The sequence below is a fragment of the Paraburkholderia tropica genome, from assembly GCF_014171495.1.
Classification (GTDB): domain Bacteria; phylum Pseudomonadota; class Gammaproteobacteria; order Burkholderiales; family Burkholderiaceae; genus Paraburkholderia; species Paraburkholderia tropica.
The window spans coordinates 3,114,729-3,139,926 of the sequence record NZ_CP049134.1; the positions used below are offsets into that span (position 1 = coordinate 3,114,729).

Sequence of the window (25,198 nt, forward strand, 5' to 3'; positions counted from 1 at the left end):
TCTTGCCCCTACGCGCGCTGCGCGCATTGCCGCGAGTGTCTGCGCACTTCCGAGCGCCTGCAATGCGTGCGCAAGCGCGGCGCGCGGCGCGAGCGCTGCCTTGCGGGCAGCGGCGCGGGGCGATTCTTGCCGTGATGATGCGCTCAGTTGCATTGCCGTTCTCGTCTGCGTGTGTCTACTTCTTGGTTGTTGCGTGGATGATTGCCGTGATGCGTTTTTGCTGCTCTGCTGCTTTAACCGTTGCCTCTGCCGCCGACCCTGCTCACGCTCAGAACGTTTCCCAGTCGGAATCGTCCTTCGCGGAAGCCGCCACCCTGACCGGCGCCGCCTGCGGCTCGGCGCGTACCGCCGCCTTCGCGGCCGGTGCCGCCTTCGCACCCGTCGCCGTGGCAGCGGCTGCGGGTTTGGCGGCGGCGGACGCCGTCGGCGTCACACGCTTCGCGGGCGCCGCTGCAAACTGCGCATCCGTCTTTGCAGCAACGGCAGGCGCGGCGGAAACTGAAGGCTTTGTTACGTTATGTGCGCGCGAGACGCCGTTCGACGCGCCGCGATCCGCACGATCCGCACGATCCGCACGATCCGCACGATCGCCACGATCGGCCCCGTTCGTGCGCCACGTCCCCAGCACGCCTTGCAGATTGCGCGTCTGCTCTTCGAGCGAAGCTGCTGCCGCCGCCGCTTGCTCGACCAGCGCCGCGTTCTGCTGCGTGACCGTATCCATCTGCGTGACGGCGCGATTGACCTGCTCGATGCCGCTCGACTGCTCCTCGGACGCCGCGCTGATCTCACCCATGATGTCGGTCACGCGACGCACGGCCTGAAGGATGTCGTCCATCGTCGTGCCCGCGCGGCCCACCAGTTGCGAGCCGCTCTGCACCTTCTGGGCGGAATCGTTGATGAGTTCCTTGATTTCCTTGGCCGCGCCCGCGCTGCGCTGCGCGAGCGTGCGCACTTCGCCGGCCACGACCGCGAAACCGCGGCCCTGCTCGCCCGCGCGCGCCGCTTCCACGGCCGCGTTGAGCGCCAGAATATTGGTCTGGAACGCAATGCCCTCGATCACGCTGATGATGTCGACGACCTTCGCCGAACTCGCGGCGATGTCCTGCATCGTGTGCACCACTTCGCCGACCACCTCGCCGCCGCGCGTCGCGATATCGGACGCGTTCACGGCCAGCTGGCTCGCCTGGCGCGCGTTCTCGGCGTTCTGGCGCACGGTGCCGGTGAGCTGCTCCATACTCGACGCCGTCTCCTGCAGCGATGCGGCCTGCTGCTCGGTGCGCTGCGAGAGATCGGTGTTGCCCATCGCGATTTCGCGCGCGCCCACGTCGATCGAACCCGCGCCGTTATGCACGGCGGAGACGAGCGAAACGAGGCTGTCCTGCATGCGCTTGACGCCCGCGAACAGACGGCCGATCTCGTTGTTGCTGTAGACCTCGATGCGTTCGGTGAGATCGCCCTGCGCGATGCGCTCGAAGCTCTTCACCGCGTCTTCGAGCGGCTGCACGATCAGGCCGCGCATCGCGAAGCGGATCGCCACCACGAGCACCAGCGCGACCAGAATCACCGCGCCGATCAGCGTGCGCATCAGCGAAATCTGCGAGCGCGCGCTTTCTTCGCGCGCCTGCGCGCCGTCTTGCAACTGCTGCGCGATCGGCGCCGCCGAGTTGTCGTAATCGACGAACATCGGGCTGATCTTCGTGTCGGCGATCGCGTGATACGCCGCCAGATCGTTGGCCCGCAGCGCCGTGAATTCGGGCTGCACGCCGTCGCTGAGGAGCGACGCGCGTTTGGTGTTGAGCGTGTCGAGCGTGGCGGCGTCGATGCCGGCCTTCGGCGCGGACTGGAAGACCTTCCACGCGTCGTTCGACTTGCCGAGCAGCACGTCGGCGCGGTCGATGACCTTCTTCGCCTCGTCGTTCTGCCCCGCCGCGTAGAGCGAATTCGCGCGGTCGAGCGACACGCGCGAGCGCAGCAGATACGACGACGCGTCGTTGAGCGAATGCATCGCGACGAGATCGCCGCGCGCAATCGTCGCGAGCGAATCGCCCGCGTTGCCGAGCGCGACGAGTCCGAGCGCGCCGACCAGCACGGTCAGCGCCAGGAGAATGACCCCGACGCCCGTGAGCGTCGTGCGGATCGACCATCTGTGCAACATCGTTTGCTCCTGTCCTGTGCGACGTTGGCGGGCCGTTTCGCCGTGGTGCCGCGGGCGCGTCGAAGGTCATGGCGGTGCGCCGCTCTGACCGGTCTGATGCCGGCGGCTTTCCGCTCTTCCTCTAACGCGGGCCTTGCGGCCTCACCCCCGAAGCTACCTCGCCTTGTTGCCCTGTCGTACCTGTCCGTGCCTGTATCAACCGTGCCCGCTTGCGACTGCCTGCGACTGCCTGCGACTGCCTGCGACTGCCTGCGATCGCTCGCGACCGCTTAAGCGCTGAGCGCCTCGATGAGTTCCATCTCGCGGCTCGTCATGAGCTTCTCGATGTCCATCAGGATCAGCATGCGGCCGTCCACGGTGCCGAGACCCGTGAGGTACTCGGTCGTCAGCGTCGCGCCGAACTCCGGCGCGGGCATGATCTGGTCGGCCTGCAGCGTGAGCACGTCGGACACGCCGTCCACCACCATGCCCACCACGCGATGCGCGACGTTCAGGATGATCACGACGGTCTGGTGGTCGTACTCGACACGGCCCAGGTGAAACTTGATGCGCATGTCCACGATCGGCACGATGATGCCGCGCAGATTGATCACGCCCTTGATGAAATCGGGCGCGTTGGCGATGCGCGTGACGCTCTCGTAGCCGCGGATTTCCTGGACCTTGAGAATGTCGATGCCGTACTCTTCCGCGCCCAGCGTGAAGACGAGGAACTCCTGACCGCCTGCGTCGGCCTGTTGCGCGTCGCGGCGGTGCGCGCCAGCGACTGCGCCCTGTGCGCCGCCGCCCTGGATGGAATGGACTTCTGCCACGTTAGCCCCTGAACGGTTGGGAAATGGTTGGTTGATGCGTTGTGTTTCGATCAGCTATCAATCGCACGCACGCTCTCAGGCGAATTCCTGGAACGAACCCGCGTTGGCGCCGCCCTTCATGCCCGCGCCCACGCCGTGCGACGCACGCGTTTCGCGGTTCAGCGCGGCCACGTCGACAATCAGCGCGACGCTGCCGTCGCCCAGAATGGTCGCCGCCGAAATGCCGTGCACCTTGCGGTAGTTCGTTTCGAGGTTCTTCACCACGACCTGCTGCTGGCCGACGAGTTCGTCGATCAGCATCGCGAAGCGGCGGCCTTCCGTCTCCATGATGGTGACGATGCCCTGCGTCGGATCCGTGCGCGCGCCATCGACGTTGAAGCACTGGTGCAGCGCGACGAGCGGCAGATATTCGCCGCGCACGCGCACCACGCGGTCGCCGTTGGTGACGGTGTAGATGTCTTCGTGGCGCGGTTGCAGCGACTCCATCACGAAGTTCAGCGGCAGGATGAAGATCTCGTTGCCGACCTTCACGGACATGCCGTCGAGAATCGCCAGCGTGAGCGGCAGGACGATGCGCGTCGTGCTGCCCTTGCCCGCGTGCGAGCTGATCTCCACGTGGCCGCCCATCGCCTGGATGTTTCGCTTGACCACGTCCATGCCCACGCCGCGGCCCGAGACGTCGGTGACCTGTTCGGCCGTCGAGAAGCCCGGCAGGAAGATCAGGTTCCAGACTTCCTCGTCGGTCATCGTGTCGCTGACCGTCATGCCCTGCTTGACCGCCTTGGCGAGAATCTTGTCGCGACGCAGACCCGCGCCGTCGTCGCTCACTTCGATGACGATGTTGCCGCCGTGGTGCGCGGCGGACAGCACCAGCTGGCCGGTCGCGTCCTTGCCTGCCGCGCGGCGCGCTTCCACGGTTTCGATGCCGTGGTCGAGCGAGTTGCGCACGAGGTGGGTCAGCGGATCGATGATGCGCTCGATCAGGCTCTTGTCGAGTTCGGTCGCCTGGCCGAACGTGACCAGTTCCACTTCCTTGCCCAGTTTCGCGGCGAGGTCGCGCACGAGACGCGGGAAGCGGCTGAACACGTAATCCATCGGCATCATGCGGATCGACATCACCGCTTCCTGCAGATCGCGCGCGTTGCGCTCGAGCTGCGCCATACCGTTGAAGAGGCGGTCGTGCAGCGCCGGATCGAAGGCGCTGCTGGTTTCCGCCAGCATCGCCTGGGTGATCACGAGCTCGCCGACGAGGTTGATCAACTGGTCGACCTTCTCCACGCCGACGCGGATCGAGCTGCCTTCCGCCGATGCGGCGGCGGCCGGACGCGCCTTGCGTTCGTGGTCGGCGTGCGCGGCGGCGGCCGGTGCCGCCGGAGCGGGCGCGGCGACAGGCGCAGCCGGTGCGGCCACGGGCGCAGCCGCGACTGCCGGAGCCGCCGGCGCGGCTGCGACGGGGGCGACAGGTGCGGGCGCGGCCGGCATGGCGGGCGCCGGGGGAATCTGGGCGAGCGGCGCCGGTTCGGCGGGCGCGTCGTCCTGCGGCGCGGAACCCCGGCCGATCGAGATCTGGCTTTCGTCGATCACGAAGCAGCAGACCGCGACGATGTCGTCGGACGGCACGTCGGTTTCGAGCCAGAGCGTGATGTCGTCGCCGGTCTTGAGCTGACCGACGATGCGGCCCAGGTTGCCCAGTTCTTCGGCGAGCAGTTCCTGATCCTTCGCGTCGACCTTGCGCAGCGTGATGCGCAGATGCGGGCCTTCGGCGCCGGCAGCGGCCGGTGCCGCAGGCGCTGCGGGTGCCGCGGGCGCGGTCGGCGTCGCCTGCATCGCCTCGTCGACGACGTGCTCGGGCGCGCCGCCGGCCGCGACAGCCGCGGCCGGCGCGGCGGCAGCCAGCGCCGACGGCAGGTTCGCTTCAAACGCCGCGTCGAGATCTTCTTCGCTGTCCATCGCCGGTGCGGGCGGCGGCGCGATCGGCGCGGGCGCGGCCACCACGGGCGCCGGCGCCGCCTCGGCGGCGGGCAGACCGCGGCTTTCCGCGTAGAGACGCTCGAGCTTCGCGCACACGGCCGCTGCGGCCGCCGCGTCGGGCTCGGCGCTCGCGCGGTACGCGGCGAGCTGGTCGGAAAGCACGTCCTTGGTTTCAAGGAACGTGTCGATCATGTCCTTGCGCAGGACGAGTTCGTTGTTGCGCGCGCGATCGAGCAGCGACTCCAGGATGTGGGTCGTCTCGGTGAGCGCCGTGAAGCCGAACGTCGCCGCGCCACCCTTGATCGAGTGCGCCGCGCGGAAGATCGCCGCCAGATCTTCGGGATCGGGGCGGCCGACGTTCAGGTTCAGGAGAAGCTGCTCCATCTGCGCGAGCAGCTCGTCCGCCTCGTCGAAAAACGTCTGATAGAACTGAGTGATGTCGAGAGTCATTGCTCTTTCACCGCGATTAATGCGTGGGTGGCCGCTGCGTCTGCCGTTGGCAGTGCAAACCGACCGCCGCAGCGCGCCTCATGTCATGTGTTCGGTTCGCCGAGCGCGCTCGCCAGATCGACGAGCAGCTCCGGATCCACCGGTTTTTCGATCCAGCCGGTCGCGCCTGCCTCGCGAACGGCCGCCTTGAAGCCTTCATCCGACTCCGTGGTCAAGACGAGGATCGGCGTTTCCTGGTACGACGGGTTGTCGCGCAAGCGCTTGATCAGGTCGAGCCCGCCCATGCGCGGCATGTACAGGTCGGTGAGCACGAGGTCGAAACGCTGCGCGAGCGCATGCTCGAGACCGTCCTCGCCGTCGTTGGCCACCGTGACCTCGTAACCCGCCGAGCCGAACGCCGCACGCAGGATCTCCCGCATGGACGCCGAATCGTCGATCGCCAGAATATTTCGGATCATCCGTTCCTCGTTCGCGCTTGCCACGCCGCCGTTGTCCCGTTGCTGTCGTTCCCCGGCCTCACGGCGCCTCCGACCTGGCGGGCAACGCAGGCGCCAGCTCGGGTGCGACCGCCGGTGCTACATTCGGCGCGGGCGGTGCGACGGCCGCCGCCGGCGCGAGCTTCGCCGGCGCGGCCGACAGCAGCGGCGGCAGCTTCTGCATCGCCGGCGCGCTGCTGTTTGCCGAACCGGCCGCGCCGCCAGCCGGGCCGCCCGACATCAGCGCGCCCGCAGACAGCGCCTTGCCGGAGCCCGCCGCGTCGTCGGACAGCGTGGTCGTGGTCGAGTCGTCGTGCATCAACGCCTCTTCCGACTTCTTGTTCAACACGATGATGCTGATGCGCCGGTTCTCGGGATCGAGCGGATCGGCCTTGTTCAGGTTCTGCGTCGACGCAAGACCCAGCACGCGCAGCACCTTCGCCTCGTCCATGCCGCCCGCGATCAGCTCGCGGCGCGACGCGTTCGCGCGGTCCGCCGACAGTTCCCAGTTGCTATAGCCCTTCTCGCCGCCCGCGTACGGCACGGCGTCGGTGTGGCCTTGCACGACGATGCGGTTGGGCACGTCGTTGAGCGTCTTGCCGATCGCCTGCAGGATGTCGCGCATGTACGGCTCGACCACGTCGCGCGCCGTCGCGAACATCGGCCGCTTCTGCGAGTCGACGATCTCGATGCGCAGGCCCTGCAGCGTCGAATCGATGCGGATCTGCTGCTTGAACTGGCGCAGCACCGGATTCGCCTCGATCGCCGCCATCAGCTTCACTTGCAGATCGTGCAGGCGCACCTGTTCCTGGCGCTCGAGCGAGCCTTGCTGCGTCTTCGAAGCTTCGTCGTCGTTGTGCTTGACCGTGCTGCGGTCGGTGCGCGCGGTCATGCCGTCGCTGCGGCGCGTGACGCCGTCGTCCTGCGAGGAGATGTCGCGCCCGCCGCCCTTCACGATCGACGAGTCTTCCGCGCTGCGATCGCCGCCCCACAGCGTGACCTTGAGCGGCTGGTTGAAGTAGTCGGCAATGCCCTTCAACTGCACCGTCGAGGCCGAGCTGAGCAGCCACATCAGCAGGAAGAACGCCATCATCGCGGTCATGAAGTCCGCGTAGGCCAGCTTCCATGCACCGCCGTGGTGGCCGCCCTTTTTCGGGGCGACGCGCTTCACGACAATGGCGCGGTCCTTGTTGTTGCTCATCGGGCCGCCCGCCTTATTTCGCCTTGACGCGGCGCACGTGTTCTTCCAGTTCGGAGAACGACGGGCGCTCGGTCGAGAACAGCACCTTGCGGCCGAATTCCACGGCGATCGCCGGCGCGTAGCCGTTCAGGCTCGCGAGAATCGTCACCTTGATGCACTGGAACATCTTGGTCGACTCGGTCACGCGCTGCTCGGCGAGCGAGGCGAGCGGGCCGATCAGACCGTACGAAAGCAGAATGCCGAGGAAGGTGCCGACGAGCGCCTGGGCGATCATCTCGCCGAGCACCGCGGGCGGCTTGTCGGCCGACGCCATCGTGTGCACCACGCCCATCACCGCCGCCACGATACCGAACGCCGGCATCGCGTCGCCCACCTTCGAGAGCGCGTGCGCGGGCGCTTCGCCTTCGGCGTGATGCGTTTCGATTTCCTCGTCCATGAGGCTTTCGATCTCGAAAGCATTCATGTTGCCGCCGACCATCAGACGCAGGTAATCGCTCAGGAATTCGACGATGTGCTTGTCGGCCAGGATCTTCGGGTACTGCGTGAAGATCGGGCTCTTTTGCGGATCGTCGATATCCGCTTCGAGCGTGAGCGTCCCTTCCTTGCGCGCCTTCGCGAGCAGGACATAGAGCAGCGCGAGCAGCTCCATGTAGACGTCCTTGTTGTACTTCGCGCCCTTGAAGAGCGTCGGAAGGACGCCGAGCGTGGCCTTGATGGTCTTGATGCCGTTGCCGAGAATGAACGCGCCGACGCCCGCACCGGCGATCATCAGCACTTCCACGGGCTGCATGAGCGCGCCGAGATGGCCGCCCTCCATCGCATAGCCGCCGAAGACCGACAACAACGTCACGAGTGTTCCCACGATAATCAGCACTGCCGGACCCTCACTGGAAGAATGCGCCGCGGACCGTCATTGGCCCGCGCCCTTAGTTGGGTTTACGGCACCAGTGCGAAAAACTTTGGGATTGGATCCGCACGCGACCCTCGCAGACGCAAACGTTGGAGGGCCGGATCGCCGGAGCGCGCCGCGCGGCGCGGGCGGCGAGGGGCAATCCGGCGCAAGGCGGCGGGGTGAAAGGCGCGGTGAAAAGCAGGACGCAAACCGCGACGATGCCGGACGTGGCGTACAGCGGCAATCTGTCGCCCTTTCTGGATGCGCGGGATCGGGCCGAAGCACGCGCGCACCCGCACTCAGGAAGCGTGAACCGCTTCGGCGTTGCGGCGCGTGCGCCCTGCGCGCGAAGGCGGCTGGCACAGTCCGCAGACGAAGCCGCGTTGCGGATCGTGGGCGTGCGCGACGAAACGGCCGCCGCAGCGCGAGCACGACGTCAGCTGCAACAGGCCGGAGGCGAAGTAGCGCACCAGCGTCCAGGCGCGCGTCAGGCTCAGCGCGGGCTCTTCGTCGTGCAGACGCATGTGTTCGAGATAGAGCCGGTAGCTCTTCACGATCGCGCGCACGGTGTCGCAGCGTCCCTGTCCGCTCATGAACAGAAACGTGTTGTAGAACAGCGAGGAATGCACGTTGGGCTGCCACGTCATGAACCAGTCGGTCGAGAACGGCAGCATGCCCTTGGGCGGCGATTCGCCCTTCACTTCCTTGTAAAGACGGATCAGGCGGTCGCGCGACAGCGAGGTTTCCGCTTCGAGCATCTGCAGGCGTGCACCGAGTTCGATCATTTCGATCGCCAGTGCGATTTCCTTGACCTCGAGCACGACACTGCGCGGCGCGCCGCGGCTTGCGCCCTTAGTGGTGCCCTTCGCTGCGCCCTTCGTCGCGGGTTGGGTGGACGGCTTCGCCGCGGGTGTGCCGCTGTCCTGCAGGGTGTCGCCGGTGCTGATGTTCGTATCCGCGGAACCGGCCGCGGAATCCAGCAGTGCGCAGGGCGCAGCCTGAGAGACCGCGCCTGCCGCGGCATGCGTCGCCGTTAGTGTCGCCATAGACCCCCGAATGGATCACGCGTGGATCCTGGATGGGCGCGGCGCCAGCGGGCCGCGAGGTAAGCCGGGCGGCAGGTCAGTTGACCTGCTCGACGCCCTGGCCGGCCATGAGGATGGCGGAATGCGTTTGCGCGGCTTTGCCCTTGTCGGCGAGTGCGCCAAGGATGGCGTGATCGTCGAAGCGGAAGCGGCACAGCAGTTGATTCGATGCGGCGAGGCGCACCGTCTGCGCGAAGGTGAGATTGGCCAGCACGTCGGCCAGCTGCTCCGAGATGCCCATACGGAACATGCCCGTCGGCCGGTCTTCGCGCAACAGACGTTGCGCGAGCAACAGGTACGACAGATTCACTTCCTTGATCTCGCTGAGCATGTCGCTTTGCGTCGTCGCGCTCATGGATACCCCCGAATTCGAAACGTAGCGGCTGGTCAGGCCTGGTGCGGAAACGTTTGCTCGTTCGACGCAGCGCGGACAGCGCAATGCGAGGCGAACGGCCCGTTTAGTGGTCGTCCCCGCATTGTGGCTAGGGTGGCCCCAAATGAAAATCGGAAGGATGCCGCGACGCGATGCAAGAAAAACACCGCTTAATGTGTAGGTGTTTTTCTGACAAAGAAGCAAAAGGGGCGAGAGGAAGGGCAACTAACGATGTTATTGGCATAACCGCCGCATTCCTCTGGAGATTATAAAAGCGAATTCATTGACGCGTAACAGAGATGTGCACGGTCATTCGCCTTTATTTCAGAGGGCCGGAACCTATTGATTTTTCGGGAATGCGGTTTGCTCATTCGCTGCGCCTCGCGCGTCACGCTTTGCAACGCGTCCTTACAGCCGGTGTTTCCCGCTGTAACAACATTAAGGGATTGCAAAACAACTCGTCACGCGTTCTCAAATCTTCATAATCGGACTCAGGGATAACCCCAAACCGCATGACCACCGCAGTGACCGCGTTCATCAAACGCCTTCCACGCGGTCTTTGCCAAGGAGATCAGACCTATGCGAATCGCCCAAATTGCGCCACTTTACGAAGCCGTTCCGCCGAAGCTCTACGGCGGCACCGAGCGCGTCGTGTCCTATCTGACCGAAGCGCTCGTCGACCTCGGCCACGACGTGACGCTGTTCGCCAGCGGCGATTCGGTCACCTCGGCAAAGCTGGAGGCCGCCTGGCCGCGCGCGCTGCGCCTCGACCCGACCGTGCGCGACGCGCTCGCGCCGCACATCGTGCTGCTCGAACGCGTGCGCCGCATGGCCCACGAGTTCGACGTGCTGCACTTCCACCTCGACTACCTGCCGTTCCCGCTGTTCTCGACGCTCGACACGCCGTTCGTCACCACGCTGCACGGCCGTCTCGACCTGCCCGAATTGCAGCCGGTGTTCGACTCGTTCCCGCAAGCGCCGGTGATTTCGATCTCGGACTCGCAGCGCCAGCCGCTGCACCAGGCGAACTGGCTGAACACGATCTATCACGGCCTGCCGAAGGATCTGCTCACGCCGCGCACCGACAAGAAGCCCGAGTACCTCGCGTTTCTCGGCCGCATCTGCCCGGAAAAGCGCGTGGACACGGCTATCAAGATCGCCGCGCTCTCCGGCCTGCCGCTGAAGATCGCCGCGAAGGTGGACAAGGTCGACCAGGACTACTTCAAGACGGAAATCGAGCCGCTGCTTTCGCAGGCGCACGTGGAGTTCGTCGGCGAAATCAACGAAGCGCAGAAGCCCGAGTTCCTGTCCGGCGCCAAGGCGCTGCTGTTCCCGATCGACTGGTCGGAGCCGTTCGGTCTGGTGATGATCGAAGCAATGGCGTGCGGCACGCCGGTGATCGCGTTCAACCGCGGCTCGGTGCCCGAGGTGATCGAGCCGGGCGTGACCGGTTTTATCTGCGAAGACGCGCAGGGTGCCGTGGCCGCGCTGCAAAACATCGACTCGCTCTCGCGCGAAACCATTCGCGCGGAATTCGAACGTCGTTTCACTTCGCACACCATGGCCAGTAATTATCTCGAAAGCTATTCGACGCTGATCGAAGCGGCTCGCCGTCCGATGTTGCGCCGTGTCGCCGCGGGAGGCTAATCAGGCTGCATGCCCCTTTCTGAGATAAATGCCCGGAAAGGGGAAGAAACCGCAAAGTGAATCGTTTGCGCGCAGCGTAATTGCGATTTGCATCAACGATTGCCAACGAGCATTAGCATTGCTTTGCCGTCAGTCGAAAAAAGAGCCGCATGAATCATGCGGCTCTTTTTATTGGATAAGCAAATACGCGATGCGACGAAAACGACGCGCGCGCGGGCGACCGGACGCCCTCGCGATCAAGCGATCAGATATCGCTCGCGGTTCTTGCCCGCGATCCATTTCGGCGGCTTGCCGCGCCCGCTCCAGGTGGCGCCGGACTTCGGGTCCTGATAGCGCGGCGGCAGCGGCGCCTTCTTGGGCGGGCGTCCGCGCCGGGCGGCCACGGCGAAGCCGAGGTCCTGCGCGGACAGGCCGTACTCCGCGATCTTCTCCCGGATCATGGTGATGACGTCCGAGATTTCGGTGCGCCGCGCCTCGTCTGCCTGCTCCTGCAGACGTGCGATCTGGGCTTTGAGTTCTGAATATTGCGACATTTTTCCCTCCCCCCTTCTTTGTCAATGTAACCGACTCGAACGGAGATTAGACGCAATGCGGCGAATTAGCAATCGCTATTAATACTGTTTTATAGCGATATTCGATAAATAGCCATTTGGCACTGTCGATGAAATTCGGAACGCATCTGTCGCAATAATGAGAACAATTACATCAGAATTGACAATCCTTGACACCCACACTTTACGCGACTGCCTAGAATCTGGCATTTCCTGGAGCCGGTGCAATAAGCGGCCCCATCAAATGACTTATTGAGGCGTCACACAATGCACTTATCCAAACGGCTTTTCGCCGAGATGTTCGGCACGTTCTGGCTCGTACTCGGCGGCTGCGGCAGCGCGGTGCTCGCCGCCAGCTTCGCCGGCCCGGTTCACGGTCTCGGCATCGGCTTCGTGGGCGTCGCACTCGCGTTCGGCCTCACGGTGCTCACAATGGCATTCGCCATCGGTCATATCTCGGGCTGCCACCTGAACCCGGCCGTCAGCGTCGGCCTCACGGTTGCGGGCCGCTTTCCGGTACGCGACCTCGTGCCGTACATCGTCGCACAGGTCATCGGCGCGACCATCGGTGCGGCGGTCATCGCGTGCATCGCCTCCGGCAAGCCGGGCTTCGACCTCGTCGCCAGCGGTTTCGCCACCAACGGTTACGGCGATCACTCGCCGGGTCATTACTCGCTCACCGCTGCCTTCGTCTGCGAAGTCGTGATGACCGCGTTTTTCCTGTTCGTGATTCTCGGCGCGACCGACAAGCGCGCGCCCGCCGGCTTCGCACCGATCGCGATCGGCCTGTGCCTCACGCTCATCCACCTGATTTCGATTCCCGTCACGAATACCTCGGTGAATCCGGCGCGCTCGACCGGCCCGGCGCTCTTCGTGGGCGGCGAAGCCATCTCGCAACTCTGGCTGTTCTGGATCGCACCGATCATCGGCGCGGTGATCGCGGGCGTGGTGTATCCGCTGATCGCGGGTCGCCGCGACGCCTGATCGAACGCTGTCACGCTACGTGCGAGCCTACGCCCGCACGCGACAATCACGGGCGCTGCGGCGCCCGTTTTCGTTGGCTCGGCTAGAATCGGACGACCCGATCACCCCGAAATCAAGGCGCCAGCATGACGCATTTACGATATTCGACGCTGGCGCACCGTGCGAAAAACTGCGCGATCGTCGCGGCCCTGGCTGTGACCGCGCTCTCGGGCGCGAGCAGCGCCGCGGCAAAAACCGGCCAGGACGTCGAGACGCTGATTTTCGTGCGTCACGGCGAGAAGCCCGACGCGGGGCTCGGCCAGCTCAATTGCAAAGGATTGAATCGGGCGCTCGCGCTGCCCGCGGTGATCGCCGCGAAATACGGCAAGCCCGACGCCGTGTTCGCGCCCGATCCGGGCGAGCAGAAAGACGATCGCGGCCACGCTTATTACTACGTGCGCCCGCTCGCGACCGTCGAGCCAACCGCCATCCAGTTCGGCTTGCCGATTCAAACGCCCTACGGCCATTCGCACACCGACGCGCTCGAAAAGACGCTGCTCGATCCGGCATGGAACAAACGCACCGTGCTGATCGGCTGGGAACATCGCGAGATCGAATCGCTCGTGCGCAAGATCGTGGCGGAGCACGGCGGCGAGGCGGCCGACGTGCCGAAATGGAAGAGCGCCGATTTCGACAGCATCTACGTCGTGCGTATCGACTGGAGCGGTGAGCAGCCGCGAGCGAGTTTCTCGCACGACCGCGAAGGTCTCGATGGACGCGCCGACGACTGTCCCTGCGCGATGCTGCCCGCGTCGCAATAACGGCTGTAAAGGCGCCGCATTCTTCAACGCCGCGCCTTTACCTCGGCAATGCCGACACCCGCGGAAATCGCGTAAAAAATAACGCGGAATGAACGCTGAAATGCGCGCCGGAATCAGCGCGCGATTTCGTCTTCGATTGCGAACAGCTTGCGCAGATGATGCGCCACGCCCGCTTCGAAGTTATTGCCGATGCGCGGCACCTGCGGCAGGCGCGTGATCAGATCGGGATTCGCGTTGTTCATCATGAACGGATGACCCGCCGTTTCGAGCATGTCGATGTCGTTCATGTTGTCGCCGAACGCCACACAACGCGCGGCCTGCTCATTGAGACGCTCGAGCACCACGCGCAGCGCACGGCCCTTCGACACGCCGGCCACCATCACTTCGAGACAGTCGGGCAGCGAGTAGGTGATGTAGAGCGCGTCGCCGAACTCGCGCTCGAGGCGGCTGCGCACATGCGCGAGATCGGCCGGCTCGCCGATATACAAGGCCTTCGCGATGCCCGCGCTGCCGAGCGTGGCCAGGTCGTCCGTCACGCGGTACGTGAAACCCGAGTCCTGATGGAATGCGAGCAGCTCGCGCGCGTCGCGGTCGATGAACCATTCCTTGTCGGTGTAGAGGCTCACGATCACGCGGCCATGCGCGCCGACGGTGTCCGGCGCAACGAGGCGGCGGATCATCGGTTCCGGCAGATTGCTTGCGTGAATCAGCGCGTCGTCGGGAGCGTGCACGCGCGCGCCGTTCGAGGTGATCAGGTACGCGGGCACGCCCAGCACGCCGCGAATGGCCGCGACATCGCAATAATGGCGGCCGGTCGCGATGATGAACCGGATGCCCTGGGCGTCGAGCGTTTGCAGCGTGGCAACCGTGAACGGATCGACCTGATGGTCGGCGTTGAGCAGCGTTCCGTCGAGATCGGTTGCGATGACCTTGTACATGGCGATTCTGGCGGTGAGCGGGGAAACCCTGAATGCTAGCACCTTGTGCCTGGCGGCGTGGCAGCGGCCCGGCGAGGACCGGCACGCTGCACGCGCCGCGCGCTGAACCCGGATCGAGCGGATTCGACCCGATTCAGGCGCATTCCGGCGCATTCAGGCACGCCCGAGCCGAACCGCTTCGCGCTGCGCAAGCCGCAACGCGCCGCTCGCGGAATCGGCCAGCGGCGCACGCAGACGCTCGCGCACGGCTTGCGGCACCCATTCGCGCAACGGCTGACCGAGACCGCCCGCAAGCGCGGCGGGCAGCGACGCGGCAGGATCGAGCGCACCGATCAGGCGCGCGATGGCTTCGCCGGCTTCAGCGAGCAGTTTGCGCACGAAAGGATGCTCGCGATGCGCGAGCACGACGGGCGCGAGACTCGCGTAGGCGGTCTGGTTGGCCGCGCACTGCCAGACGATCAGACTCTCGCGGTCGCGCGATTGCGTCTGCGCGAGCAGCGCCTGCGACAGCGCGTCGGGCTCGACGCGTCCGTCGAGCGACTGCTGCGCCCAGACGATCGCGCGCAGACCGAACCACGCGCCGCTCGCCTCGTCGCCCGAAGGAAAGCCGAAGCCGCCCGCGATACGGCAATCGCCGCGCGCGTCGAGCGCCGCCGCGATGCTGCCGGTGCCGAGCGCGACCACCACGCCCGGCTCGCCGCCGTGTGCGCCGAGCAGCGTGGTGTAGGCGTCGCTCTCGACAGCGAGGCCCGCAACCGGCGGCGCCGAGCCGAGAAACGCGGCGAGCCAGTCGGGATTGTTCACGCCCGCGAGGCCACAACCGAGCACGCAATGCGACCAGTCGAATGCGGCACCGGCCTGCGCAAACGCGCCGCGCGCGCCTTCCTCGATCGACTCCCACGCGCGCGCGATGCCGAGGCCCAGTCCCGACGGTCCCGCCGATGCACGCGCGACCTCCACGCCTTGTGCGTTGCCGAGCGCGACGCGCGTGCCGGTGCCGCCGCCGTCCACGCCGATCAACCAGGTATCTGTCTGCATAGTGTTTGACGCGCCGCGCGCGCCGTTGAATGTCGAATCAAGGGTGAAGCGATGGACCGCGTCGCCGCAAAATCCCGCCGTGCCGCAGAGACTAACGGCTTGGCGCGGTTCGCACAATTAGCCGGACGGCCAGGTGGCGCGGCGAGCGCGATCCGCTATGCTTGGCGCGATCGGATATCACCGCACGCGCCACCGGCCAGGAGAATTCACCGTGACACACCGCTGCAACTGGGTGACGAGCGACGCACTCGCGCAATACCACGACGAAGAGTGGGGCGTGCCCTCGCGCGACGACCAGCACCTCTACGAAATGCTCATCCTCGAAGGCGCGCAAGCCGGGCTGTCGTGGTCCACGATCCTCAACAAGCGCGAGGGCTATCGCCGTGCGTTCGCCGGATTCGATGTCGACAAGGTTGCGCGCTTCACGCCGAAGCACGTCGAAACGCTCATGCAGGACGCCTCGATCGTGCGCAATCGCGCCAAGATCGAGTCGGCCATCCTCAACGCGCGCGCCGTGCAGCAGATTCGCGCGGAGCACGGTTCGCTCGCGCAGTTCATCTGGTCATTCGTCGACGACACACCCATTCAGAACGATCTCGCGTCGTATCGCGACGCGCCCACGTCCACGGATGTTTCGGACGCGCTCAGCAAGGCGCTCAAGAAGTACGGCTGCAAGTTCATCGGCACGACCATCTGCTATGCGTTCATGCAGGCAGTGGGCATGGTAAACGACCACGAACGCGATTGCAGTTGTCGGGACGCCTGCACCGCGCTTGGCGGCGTAAAGAGCAAAGCGAAGGCCAAGAGCAAGGCCACACCCGCGAAATCGCGCGCGCAAGCCGCCACCTGAGCGAATTCCGGGCGTGACGGTACTAGCGGGGCAGATAAAGCGGCGGCGTGACAGCGCGAGAAAAACCGCGCAGAAATGCAAACGGCGGCGCAGCTTCTTGCGAAGCATGCGCCGCCGTCTGGCGGAACGCCGAAGCGTTGAAAAAGCTCTTAGTGGAGCTTCTTCGGCAGCATCTGGCTGCGCAGGCGCTTGTGCAGGCGCTTGACTGCAGCTGCCTTCTTGCGCTTACGCACGGCCGTCGGCTTTTCGTACGATTGGCGCTCACGCAGTTCAGCGATCAGGCCGTTCTTTTCGATTGCGCGGCGGAAGCGGCGGATCGCCACTTCAAACGGCTCGTTTTCCTTCAGAAGAATCGTCGTCATGTATTTCCTAACTCAAAACACTTGATATGTTCAAAGGCGCGAATGTCGAATGACGTTTCGCGCGCCGGCCCTCCGGTCGTTCGCCACGCTGGGGCGGAACGAGAGGCAAGGCGGCCACGGAGGCCGGAAAAGAGAAGTAGGGGGTTCACAGCGGAACGCGATCAGGTTGACCTTGCTGCAACACACCTGACCGCCGGTTTGCGGCCGCCAACAGTAACGAACACGGCAACAAAACAGGCAAAGATCTCAATTCACTCTCAATGATATCAGGAAAATATCCAGCAGACCACACTTTCTTGATTCTACTCAGTGACTTGCGTGGCGGGCGGCCTCGGGCGCGCCCGCCATGTCCGTTAGGACACCTGGATTAACCGGCCGGCGCGGCCGGCGCGGCGGGCGCGGCTTTCGGCTCGGCACTGGACGGCCGTCAGGCGCTCGCTTCGTTGAGCGCCTGGATATCCGCCGGATCCAGCTTCAGGCGCACGGCGGCCACGAGGCTCTCCAGTTGCTCGAGCGACGTCGCGCTGGCGATCGGCGCCGTAATGCTCGGGCGCGCGATCAGCCACGCAAGCGCCACGGCCGCGAGCGTGCTGCCGTGGCGTTCCGCCACGAAATCGAGCGCCGCGAGAATGCGGATGCCGCGATGATCCAGATACTTCTCCACGCGCGAGCCGCGCGCGCTTTTCGACAGATCCTCGCGCGACCGGTACTTGCCCGACAGAAAGCCGCTTGCGAGGCTGTAATAGGGCACGACCGCAACCTGCTGGGCCAGCGCAACGGGCTCCAGATCGGCCTCATAGGCGGCGCGGTCGTACAGGTTGTACTCCGGCTGCATGATCTGATACTTGGGCAGATTGTGTTTCTGCGCGATGGCGAGGGCTTCCTCGATGCGCGCGCCCGTGTAGTTCGACGCGCCCGCCACCCGAATCTTGCCGGCCTCGATCAGCCGCTGATACGCGCCCAGCGTTTCTTCGAGCGGCACCTTCTGGTCGTCTTCGTGCGAGAAATACACGTCGATGTAATCGGTCTGAAGGCGACGCAGCGAATCTTCAACGGCGGCTTCGATATTCGCGGCCGACAGCCCCGGATGGCGCGGCCACTTGGCAACCTTGGTGGCGATCACGACCTTGTCGCGCTTGCCGCTGCGCGCGAGCCATTTGCCGATGATCGTCTCCGACTCGCCGCCCTCGTTGCCCGGCACCCAGGCGGAGTAGACGTCGGCGGTATCGATGAAATTCAGGCCCGCGTCGGTGAACGCGTCGAGAATCGAGAACGAGGTGGCTTCGTCGGCGGTCCAGCCGAACACGTTGCCGCCGAACATGAGCGGTGCGACCTGCAAGGCGGAAGTGCCGATCCTGCGTTGTTCCATGGTGGCTCCAGATTGAGGTGGGCAAACGGCTGCGGGCCAGCCGCGCGGGCGGACCCGAGACGGCTGAGCATACGCCGCCTTGTGTCGGCTTGCAGCGAGCCGTCGCACAACGCCTGGCACCGTCGCGCGGAGGCCATGACCGTCCGCGCCCGCGTCGATGCGCGCCGCCCGTGCGCTAGCCGCGCCTTGCGTCCTCACACCTCAACACGCGCACCGCCGCGCGTCCCATCAAGCCGAAACCCGGCTGCAAAACGCCAGCGCGGCCCCGACGATCTGGTGCATGTCGTAGTAGCGATACTCCGCGAGTCGTCCGCCGAAATGGACCTTGTGACCCAGCGCGTCCGCCAGCGCACGATAGCGTTGGTAGAGCCCATCGTTCGTGTCGTTGTTCACGGGGTAGTACTCGATCTGGCCGCGCTCCCAGGCCGCAGGATATTCGCGCGTCACCAGCGTCTTGTCGGCCTTCAGGCTCAGATCGAAATGCTTGTGTTCGATGACACGCGTCCACGGCACGGACTGCTCCGTGTAGTTGATGACAGCGTTGCCCTGAAAGTCGCGCACAGGGAGAATCTCGCGCTCGAAACGCAACGAGCGATACTCGAGCGTGCCCAATCGATAGTCGAAGAACGCATCGAGTGCGCCGGTGTAGATGACCAGGTCATACGCGCGCATCCACGCGTCGCGATCGGCGTTGAAGTCGACGCCGGTTTCCACCTCGGCACGTTCGAGCATCTTTTCGATGATGGCCGTATAGCCGCCGACAGGAATGCCCTGATACCGGTCATTGAAGTAGTTGTCGTCGAACGTGAAGCGCACCGGAAGCCGCTTCACCGCGGCGGCCGGCATGTCGCGCGGATGCCGCCCCCACTGCTTTGCCGTGTAGCCTTCGATGAACAGCGTGTAGAGCGTCGGCCCGATCGCGGAAAGACAGAACTCCTCCATATTCGCAGGGTTGTCGTTCGCCACGAGCTCGGCCGCGAGGCGCTCGCGCGCCGCTTCCGGCGTACGCGTGCCGAACACCTGGTACAGCGTCAGCAGATTGATCGGAAAGCTGTACAGCGCGTCGCCATGCGCAACCTTGACGCGATTGACGTAATGATTGAAGTCCGCGAACTGACGCACGTAATTCCAGATCTTCTCGGAATTGGTGTGAAAGATGTGCGCGCCATAAACGTGCTCATGGCAATCGGCGGCTTCTTCGTATCGCGTGAAGACATTGCCGCCAATGTGCTCGCGCTTCTCGATCACCTTGCACGTATGGCCTTGCCGACCCAGCTCATACGCGCAAATCGATCCATACAGGCCGGCGCCAACGATAAGAATATTCATCTGACGAGGTGCTTCAGGTGCGTGACTGTTTTTCGAAGAAGGCCGTCTTGACCTGCAGTGCGAACTCGTCCACTTCCAGCAGGACGCGCTGTCGATACAGCCGCTGCTTCGCGAAATGCTCGGCATGGCGGGCCAGCACCGTGGTGATCTTCGCGTGCAGCAGCCCGCTTTCGATGTCCTGTTCGCGGAACAGATAGAACGAATCGAGCGGATGATCCGCATAGCAGCTCGCGGCGCCGCGTTCGTGCAGGAACACCACCGCACCTGAAACGGCCGCTTCGCGCGGCACGCGATCCTTGCCCGGATGGTGGCCGAAGTCGATATAAACGGCGCACTGCGCGAGCGTCGCGCGGACCTGCTCGCGCGACATGTTCTGGATCAGCGCAAACGGCAGATCGGGATGCTTGCCGACGAACCGCGATGCCAGCGCGCCGCCTTTGCGCGGAAAGAGCCCGATAAGTTTTCGCGGGGGCGCCGACGCGCTCAGGTCCGCGTCCAGATAGTCGCGATTGATGAAGTCGAACAGCGGAAGAATTTCGCGTGCGCCGTGGCGTTCGAGGAAGCGGCGCGCGTAATCCGACTGGTAAAGGTGGAGGATGCCCGGCTCGCTCAGCAGCTCCGCGGCATAGGCCGGGTCGGCCAGTTCAGGTATCGAGCCGATCGCGTTATCCACCGACAGCCACCAGACGGCACGCTTCGCGCCGGGGAACTTGCGCGCGCGCGCGGCCTGGACCTCGGGGAAGATGATCAGCGTGCTGGGCGTCAGCGGCGCCTGTTTCAGCGGAGTCGGCGCATAGCGCGCGTAAGCGGCCTCGAATTCGGCGTTGGGCGCATAGGCCGCGCGCAAGACGCTGCCGTCCTCGATCAGGCTCGAGCCCTGACCGTAGTACGCCATCTCCGCGTTGCCGCCGTTGGCGTTGATGACATGGGCCAACTGGTGCAGCGCTTCCGGGCCGCCCGTGGTCACGACGGGGCACAGCACCACGACCTGCTCGTAGCACGGTCGCAGCGCCGCTGGCTGGCTGGCCGGAACGGCGCCCGCCTGAGCGATGGCCGACGTCGCGGCAATCGCTTCGGCGACGGCAGCGGCCTGCACGCCCTCGGTGGACGTCGGACGCGCTTCGCGCGCGGGTGCGGGGACGGCCGTCGGCGCCGGGGCCAGTTCGGCCGGCACCGCCTCGACCACCATCGCAGCCGATGTCCGGTCGACTTGCGCCTCCACCTCGAAGTGCTCCGGCGCGAGGCCATCGCACCAGCGCTGCCACATGATGCGGAACGCCCGCGACGCGGCATGGGCGATCGCCTCCGCGTCGATCAGCACGGACTGGCGGCAATATTCGCGCAGCTCGCTGCGCACGATCGCGAGCGCGGTCGGGTCCGCGGCCAGCGCGGCGCACTTGCGCACGAAGTCGTCCTTGTCCTGCGCGACGAACGCCGCATCGAGACCGAGCAGCGACAGCCAGCCGGTGCTGCTGCGGCTCGCCATCGAGTCGCCAGGCAGCGTCATGGTAGGCACGCCCATCCACAGCGCCTGCATGGTCGTGGTCGAATTGCCGAACGGGAACGTGTCGAGACTGACGTCGATCAGATTGTGCTGCTGCAGATAGGTCGTGACACCCGCGCGCTTCAGGAAGCTGATGCGGCTCACCTCGATGCCTTCGTCGGCGAACATCTGCGTCAGTTTGATCATCTGATCCTTGGCCGCCACCGCGCCGATGATCATGCGCGAATCCGGCACTTCGCGCAGCACGCGCGCCCAGAGCGCCACGACGTCATTGCTGATCTTGACGATCCGGCTGAAGCTGCCGAACGTGATGTAGCCGTTTTTCAGGGCCGGCAGTTCATTGACGTCCGGCGCGTCAGGGTGCGGCTTGAACGGCGCGAGCGCCGGCAGGAACACGAGCTTTTCCGAGAAACAACGCTCGAACGACTCGAACGGCGTGACGAAGCGGTCCGACAGATAGTAGTCGACGGAATCCAGACCCGTCGTCGACGGATTGCCGATCCAGCTTGCCTGCACCGGTGCCGGCTTGTGCGCGAAGGCGACCAGCCGGTTGCGTCCGGTATGGCCGGACAGATCGATCAGGATATCGATGCGATCGTCGCGGATTTTTTGCGCCACTGCCTGATCGTTCATGCCGAACACTTCGGTCCACGTCTGCGCGTGGCGGCGAATCCGGTCCGTAAACGCATCCGTCATCAGGTAATTCGAGTAGATGTGCAGCGACAGGCTCGAATCGCGCGCCAGATGCTCCAGCACCGACAGGAAAAAATACGCAACGGGGTGGTTGATCAGGTCGCCCGACACGAAGCCGATCCGGAGTTGCCGCGCCGGATCGCGATCGTTGGCGTGCGGGACGCGCTTGCCGAGCAGCGGCGCTTCGTGACGCGCGGCGAATTCGCGGAACTCCGCAAACAGGCTGGCCGCGTCGAAGTCGGGCTTGTGCATCAGATAGAACAGCAGGTTGCTGTGCGTCGACGCCTGCATCGGCGCCAGTTCGAGCGCGCGGCGATAGGTGGCTTCCGCTTCGTCGAACAAGCCGTGCTTGCCCAGCGCGGTCGCGAGCGCGTCGATTTCGATGGCATTGTTCGGCGCAAGCTCGACGGCGCGCCGCAGTTCGGCGAAGCCTTCGTCGATCCGGCCCAGTTCCAGCAACGCGGAACCCAGGTTGCGATGCAGCGCCGCGTTCTCGGGATGCTTTTCGAGCACCCGCTCACAGTGCGCCGCGGCGCGGCCGTACTGACGCGCCACCACCAGCCGGTCGGCCAGCACCAGCTGCGCGGCGAGGTGATTCGGCAGCAGGCGGGCGGCGTGTTCGGCCGCCTCGACGGCCTCGCCATAGTGGCCCGTGCTCTGCAGAATGCGCCCCAGTTCGATCCAGCAATCGCCGTGCGACGGGTATTGCTGCGTCAGGCGACGTCCGGCCTTCAGCGCCGCGTCGAGCTTGCCGCTGCTGACGAGTTGCTGGAACTGGCGAATTTCCTTGGCGCTCGCGCGGCGAACGTCGAGTTTCACGCGCTTGTCCGCTTCGTCGGACTCAGGCGCGGCTTCTTCGGATGCGCTTTCGGCCACCGCCTCGGGCGCGCCCTCATCGTCGGCGCTCGCCTCGGCCTCGACGGCGGTATCCGGCGCAGGCGCAGCCGCGACCGGCGCTTCGTCTTCCCCTTCGATGCGCGCGCGCAGCGTCTGCACGGCCGGCTCGGGCAAACCGTGCTGCCGCGCGAGTTCGAGCGCCATGCGCGCCGCCTCGGTCTGCTCGCTGGCCACCAGGGCGTTGATGTAATAGACCCAGATTTGACCGTTCTTCGGCACCTGGCCGAGCGCCGCCTCGAAATGCGGCACAGCATCGGCGGGGCGCCCCGTTTGCATGAGCAGCACGCCGAGGTGATAGTGCGCGTCGGCGTAATCGCCCGCGATTTGCAGCACGGAGCGATAGAGCGCGGCGGCCGCGTCGTACTGCTGCTGGCGATGATGTTCGATCGCGCTCTGCATGGCGAGCGCCACGTCGCGATTGTGCTGCGCTTCGGCCGCAGGCGAGGCCGGGCGATCCGGAGTAAGGAAGGCGGTCATGACAAAAGGCGCACGTGCGTCGGAAAGTCGGAACCGTCAAATTATGAGGCGGGGGTTCGCGCGTCGATGGGCCGAGCTAGCGCCAAAACGGGCGCTAATTTGCCCTCCAGGCGCGTTTCGCGCGAGAAATCCGGCGAAAACACGCGGAGACCGAAGAGAATTGGGGAACGCCAGATGGCGGGCAGTCGCGACCCGCTTTTCTGCCGCGCCGGGCGCGCGTGCGGGCGGCTCCCGGACGGCACGAAAAACCCGCCCATTCACGACGGACGCAAAAAAGCCCGCGCAAGGCGGGCTCGATGACGATGCGTGCGCCGCGCAGGGCGCAGCGGGCAGCGCTTCAGTAATGTCAGTAGCGCGCCATGCTCAGATAACGCCCCGCATTGCGGCTTGCCTGCATGCTCGCCTGGTACTCGCTGCCGAGCGCGACCTGCGCGGAACGCGCGGCTTCGACGATGCGTGCGTCGATCTCGTGGATCATCCGCAGACGCGCCATGAATTCCTGCGGCGGCTGCGCACCGAGCGACATCAGCAACGGGGAGCGTTCCATCGCAAGCTGCGTTGCACGTTCCCACTCGCCGACGGCGGCCGCCTGCTCGAGGTCTTTCGTCATCGCCCAGATGCGCTCGATCGTGCTTGCGTTCTGCATGGTTCGCTCCCTGCCGGGCGTTAGCTCTTGTTGGTGGCCAGCGCACCTGCGCTGTTGGTGCCGCCGAACAATTGCGTGAGGTACTGCGAGTTGTTGTTCATCGTCGCCATCAGCGTGTCGAGCGCGGAGAACTTCTCCGTGTACATGCTGGTGAGCTGGGCCTGCCACGAGGTGAGCTGCGTCTGCTGGTTCGTGAGGCTCGTCAGATCGGAGTTGATGGCGTCCGTCCGGTTCTGGATGATACCGCCGGCCGAGGTGTAGTTCGTGATGCTGTCGTCGAGCTGCGCGGCGATGCCGGTCGTCGGATTGAACAGCGACGCCACGACCGACTGGTTGTTCTGCAGCGCGTCGCTGAGCGTCGTGTCGTCGACCGACAGCGTGCCGTCCGCCTGCAGCGTGATGCCGATCGCGGCCAGCGTCGACTTCGCCGTGCCGGTGCCCACGCCGCTGCCCACGATCTTCGCGAGCTGATTCTGGATCATGTTGACCGTCGAATCGCCGAGCAGCACGCCCTGCGAAGTCGAGGTCGACGAGTACGCCGTCAGCGAGTTCACCGTCGTGACGAGCGTGTTGTAGAGCGTGACGAAATTGTCGATCGCCGCGGATTCCGCGCTGGTGTCCTGCGCGATCGTCAGCGTCTGCGTCGTGCCGACCGCCGCCGACGTGAGATTCACCGTCACGCCGGTCAGGGCGGACTTCACGGCATTGGTGTCGCTGGTCACGCCCACGCCGCCCAGCGTGAAGTACGCGCTCTGGGCGGCCTGCGTCTGGGTCCAGCCCGAACCGGAAATGGTCGACTGGCTGGGGTTGTACGTCTTGCCGCTGCCGTCCGTCGCGGTGAGGTCGCTGGCGCTCGAAATCGTTCCGCCGGCGGTCGTCGTCACGGCGAGGTTGTTCAGCGCGTCGGCGTTGCCGCTCGAATCGGTATTGGTGTCGTTGACCTTGATGCTGATGCCGTTCGACGCGCCGGTCGAGGACGATTGCAGCACCAGGTGGGCGCCGTCCGAGCCGGTCACCACGGTGGCGATCACGCCAGGATTGTCGCTGGCCGAATTGATCGCCGACGCGATGCCCGCGATCGTGCTGTTCGAGCTGGTCAGGTTGATCGTGCTCGACTTGCCGTTGACGGAGAGCGTCATCGTCGCCGGGCCGGATGCGAGGCTCGTGGTCGCGGTGTAGCCCGCCGAGGTGAGCACCTGGGTCGTGGCGACCTGCGAAACGTTGAGCGAGTACGAACCCGCGATGGCGCCGGTGGTCGCCGAGGCGGTCACGCCGGTGCCGCTCAGCGTGGTGGAGAACGTGCCGAGCGTCGCGCCGTCGCTGAGCGGTTCGACGGCTGCCTGCAACGCGGAAAGTGCCGCGGAGAGCGTGCCGTAGGCCGAGATCAGCGTGTTGTCCTGCGTCTGCGTGGCGGCGATGGTCGCAGCCTGCCCCGCAGTCTTCGCATTGACGAGCGCGGTCACGAGCGAATTGGTGTCCATCGACGAATTGGTCGAGCCGCTGATGATCGACTGGGCGGCTGACTGCACCGTTGCGTTGGCGGCGGCTGTCGTGGTAGCGACGGCACTCGCGATCGCGCTGGTGGTGGATCCGGTTACGGTGGACATGAAAAGGCTCCGTGCGTCGGCAAGGCGGGTTAGCGCGGTTTAACGTGCGGTTTGAAAACGGTAATGCTGGAAACGACAATCGGGAGGCGAGCCT

General features: G+C 65.3%; 21 protein-coding genes. 4 read left to right on the plus strand and 17 right to left on the minus strand.

Annotation, left to right across the window (positions count from 1 at the left end; all coding sequences use genetic code 11):
- Positions 1 to 268: 268 nt before the first annotated feature.
- The 8 genes from G5S35_RS14125 to flhD form a co-directional block, all read right to left on the minus strand.
- The gene (locus G5S35_RS14125; RefSeq protein WP_183038401.1) at positions 269 to 2,155 is read right to left on the minus strand and encodes a methyl-accepting chemotaxis protein; all 1,887 of its coding nucleotides are present in this window, start codon (positions 2,153 to 2,155) and stop codon (positions 269 to 271) included.
- 269 nt (positions 2,156 to 2,424) lie between these two features.
- The gene (locus G5S35_RS14130; protein WP_176079568.1) at positions 2,425 to 2,964 is read right to left on the minus strand and encodes a chemotaxis protein CheW; all 540 of its coding nucleotides are present in this window, start codon (positions 2,962 to 2,964) and stop codon (positions 2,425 to 2,427) included.
- A 75-nt stretch (positions 2,965 to 3,039) separates the two neighbouring features.
- Entirely contained in the window at positions 3,040 to 5,385 is a 2,346-nt protein-coding gene (cheA, locus tag G5S35_RS14135) for a chemotaxis protein CheA (RefSeq protein ID WP_074982809.1), read from the minus strand.
- 83 nt (positions 5,386 to 5,468) lie between these two features.
- Positions 5,469 to 5,843: a response regulator gene (locus G5S35_RS14140; RefSeq protein ID WP_065065597.1), complete on the minus strand. Its 375-nt coding sequence runs from the start codon at positions 5,841 to 5,843 to the stop codon at positions 5,469 to 5,471.
- Positions 5,844 to 5,901: 58 nt separating this feature from the next.
- Positions 5,902 to 7,062 (minus strand): flagellar motor protein MotB, encoded by a 1,161-nt coding sequence (gene motB, locus G5S35_RS14145; RefSeq protein WP_183038402.1) that lies wholly within the window; start codon positions 7,060 to 7,062, stop codon positions 5,902 to 5,904.
- Positions 7,063 to 7,075: 13 nt separating this feature from the next.
- Positions 7,076 to 7,936 (minus strand): flagellar motor stator protein MotA, encoded by an 861-nt coding sequence (gene motA, locus G5S35_RS14150; protein WP_074982811.1) that lies wholly within the window; start codon positions 7,934 to 7,936, stop codon positions 7,076 to 7,078.
- 317 nt (positions 7,937 to 8,253) lie between these two features.
- Positions 8,254 to 8,739 carry a flagellar transcriptional regulator FlhC gene (flhC, locus tag G5S35_RS14155; RefSeq protein ID WP_065065301.1) on the minus strand — a complete coding sequence of 162 codons (486 nt, stop codon included), beginning with the start codon at positions 8,737 to 8,739 and terminating at the stop codon, positions 8,254 to 8,256.
- A gap of 337 nt (positions 8,740 to 9,076) precedes the next feature.
- Entirely contained in the window at positions 9,077 to 9,394 is a 318-nt protein-coding gene (flhD, locus tag G5S35_RS14160) for a flagellar transcriptional regulator FlhD (protein WP_065065249.1), read from the minus strand.
- A gap of 597 nt (positions 9,395 to 9,991) precedes the next feature.
- Between flhD and G5S35_RS14165 the strand changes: the two genes are divergently transcribed.
- Positions 9,992 to 11,059 carry a glycosyltransferase family 4 protein gene (locus G5S35_RS14165; protein ID WP_183038403.1) on the plus strand — a complete coding sequence of 356 codons (1,068 nt, stop codon included), beginning with the start codon at positions 9,992 to 9,994 and terminating at the stop codon, positions 11,057 to 11,059.
- A gap of 236 nt (positions 11,060 to 11,295) precedes the next feature.
- Here the strand turns inward: G5S35_RS14165 and G5S35_RS14170 are convergent, their stop codons facing one another.
- Positions 11,296 to 11,592: an H-NS histone family protein gene (locus G5S35_RS14170; protein ID WP_065065251.1), complete on the minus strand. Its 297-nt coding sequence runs from the start codon at positions 11,590 to 11,592 to the stop codon at positions 11,296 to 11,298.
- A 285-nt stretch (positions 11,593 to 11,877) separates the two neighbouring features.
- Here G5S35_RS14170 and aqpZ point away from each other — a divergent pair, with 285 nt between their 5' ends.
- On the plus strand, positions 11,878 to 12,594 hold the full coding sequence (gene aqpZ / locus G5S35_RS14175) for an aquaporin Z (RefSeq protein ID WP_074982813.1): 717 nt from the start codon (positions 11,878 to 11,880) through the stop codon (positions 12,592 to 12,594).
- Positions 12,595 to 12,719: 125 nt separating this feature from the next.
- Complete coding sequence (locus G5S35_RS14180) at positions 12,720 to 13,394, plus strand: histidine phosphatase family protein (RefSeq protein WP_234774505.1); 675 nt, start codon at positions 12,720 to 12,722, stop codon at positions 13,392 to 13,394.
- 113 nt (positions 13,395 to 13,507) lie between these two features.
- Here G5S35_RS14180 and G5S35_RS14185 read toward each other — a convergent pair whose 3' ends face one another.
- Positions 13,508 to 14,332 (minus strand): Cof-type HAD-IIB family hydrolase, encoded by an 825-nt coding sequence (locus tag G5S35_RS14185; RefSeq protein WP_065065253.1) that lies wholly within the window; start codon positions 14,330 to 14,332, stop codon positions 13,508 to 13,510.
- Between the two features lie 153 nt (positions 14,333 to 14,485).
- Positions 14,486 to 15,370, minus strand: a complete 885-nt coding sequence (locus G5S35_RS14190) for a glucosamine kinase nucleotide-binding domain-containing protein (RefSeq protein WP_065065254.1) — start codon at positions 15,368 to 15,370, stop codon at positions 14,486 to 14,488.
- A gap of 211 nt (positions 15,371 to 15,581) precedes the next feature.
- On the opposite strand from G5S35_RS14190, the gene G5S35_RS14195 reads away from it, so the two are divergent.
- Positions 15,582 to 16,220, plus strand: coding sequence for a DNA-3-methyladenine glycosylase I (locus tag G5S35_RS14195; protein ID WP_065065255.1), 639 nt, complete (start codon positions 15,582 to 15,584; stop codon positions 16,218 to 16,220).
- Positions 16,221 to 16,369: 149 nt separating this feature from the next.
- On the opposite strand, the gene rpsU is transcribed toward G5S35_RS14195, so the two are convergent.
- The 6 genes from rpsU to fliD all read right to left on the minus strand — a co-directional run bounded on the left by rpsU (position 16,370) and on the right by fliD (position 25,104).
- Complete coding sequence (rpsU, locus tag G5S35_RS14200) at positions 16,370 to 16,582, minus strand: 30S ribosomal protein S21 (protein WP_006401410.1); 213 nt, start codon at positions 16,580 to 16,582, stop codon at positions 16,370 to 16,372.
- Positions 16,583 to 17,009: 427 nt separating this feature from the next.
- Positions 17,010 to 17,951, minus strand: coding sequence for an aldo/keto reductase (locus tag G5S35_RS14205; RefSeq protein ID WP_074982817.1), 942 nt, complete (start codon positions 17,949 to 17,951; stop codon positions 17,010 to 17,012).
- Positions 17,952 to 18,179: 228 nt separating this feature from the next.
- Positions 18,180 to 19,280 (minus strand): UDP-galactopyranose mutase, encoded by a 1,101-nt coding sequence (glf, locus tag G5S35_RS14210; RefSeq protein ID WP_110327870.1) that lies wholly within the window; start codon positions 19,278 to 19,280, stop codon positions 18,180 to 18,182.
- 13 nt (positions 19,281 to 19,293) lie between these two features.
- Positions 19,294 to 22,851 (minus strand): tetratricopeptide repeat protein, encoded by a 3,558-nt coding sequence (locus G5S35_RS14215; RefSeq protein WP_237181298.1) that lies wholly within the window; start codon positions 22,849 to 22,851, stop codon positions 19,294 to 19,296.
- A 346-nt stretch (positions 22,852 to 23,197) separates the two neighbouring features.
- Entirely contained in the window at positions 23,198 to 23,497 is a 300-nt protein-coding gene (gene fliT, locus G5S35_RS14220; protein ID WP_065065259.1) for a flagellar protein FliT, read from the minus strand.
- A gap of 20 nt (positions 23,498 to 23,517) precedes the next feature.
- Entirely contained in the window at positions 23,518 to 25,104 is a 1,587-nt protein-coding gene (gene fliD / locus G5S35_RS14225) for a flagellar filament capping protein FliD (RefSeq protein ID WP_065065260.1), read from the minus strand.
- Positions 25,105 to 25,198 lie beyond the last annotated feature (94 nt).

Bases quoted from the DNA above. Each gene is read 5' to 3' on its own strand.
- aqpZ (WP_074982813.1), top strand. From the start codon at position 11,878: ATGCACTTATCCAAACGGCTTTTCGCCGAGATGTTCGGCACGTTCTGG.
- G5S35_RS14165 (WP_183038403.1), top strand. From the start codon at position 9,992: ATGCGAATCGCCCAAATTGCGCCACTTTACGAAGCCGTTCCGCCGAAG.
- fliT (WP_065065259.1), bottom strand. From the start codon at position 23,497: ATGCAGAACGCAAGCACGATCGAGCGCATCTGGGCGATGACGAAAGAC.
- G5S35_RS14190 (WP_065065254.1), bottom strand. From the start codon at position 15,370: ATGCAGACAGATACCTGGTTGATCGGCGTGGACGGCGGCGGCACCGGC.
- G5S35_RS14170 (WP_065065251.1), bottom strand. From the start codon at position 11,592: ATGTCGCAATATTCAGAACTCAAAGCCCAGATCGCACGTCTGCAGGAG.
- flhD (WP_065065249.1), bottom strand. From the start codon at position 9,394: ATGAGCGCGACGACGCAAAGCGACATGCTCAGCGAGATCAAGGAAGTG.
- G5S35_RS14205 (WP_074982817.1), bottom strand. From the start codon at position 17,951: ATGGAACAACGCAGGATCGGCACTTCCGCCTTGCAGGTCGCACCGCTC.
- motB (WP_183038402.1), bottom strand. From the start codon at position 7,062: ATGAGCAACAACAAGGACCGCGCCATTGTCGTGAAGCGCGTCGCCCCG.
- fliD (WP_065065260.1), bottom strand. From the start codon at position 25,104: ATGTCCACCGTAACCGGATCCACCACCAGCGCGATCGCGAGTGCCGTC.
- flhC (WP_065065301.1), bottom strand. From the start codon at position 8,739: ATGATCGAACTCGGTGCACGCCTGCAGATGCTCGAAGCGGAAACCTCG.
- glf (WP_110327870.1), bottom strand. From the start codon at position 19,280: ATGAATATTCTTATCGTTGGCGCCGGCCTGTATGGATCGATTTGCGCG.
- rpsU (WP_006401410.1), bottom strand. From the start codon at position 16,582: ATGACGACGATTCTTCTGAAGGAAAACGAGCCGTTTGAAGTGGCGATC.
- cheA (WP_074982809.1), bottom strand. From the start codon at position 5,385: ATGACTCTCGACATCACTCAGTTCTATCAGACGTTTTTCGACGAGGCG.
- G5S35_RS14180 (WP_234774505.1), top strand. From the start codon at position 12,720: ATGACGCATTTACGATATTCGACGCTGGCGCACCGTGCGAAAAACTGC.
- G5S35_RS14185 (WP_065065253.1), bottom strand. From the start codon at position 14,332: ATGTACAAGGTCATCGCAACCGATCTCGACGGAACGCTGCTCAACGCC.
- G5S35_RS14140 (WP_065065597.1), bottom strand. From the start codon at position 5,843: ATGATCCGAAATATTCTGGCGATCGACGATTCGGCGTCCATGCGGGAG.
- G5S35_RS14215 (WP_237181298.1), bottom strand. From the start codon at position 22,851: ATGACCGCCTTCCTTACTCCGGATCGCCCGGCCTCGCCTGCGGCCGAA.
- G5S35_RS14125 (WP_183038401.1), bottom strand. From the start codon at position 2,155: ATGTTGCACAGATGGTCGATCCGCACGACGCTCACGGGCGTCGGGGTC.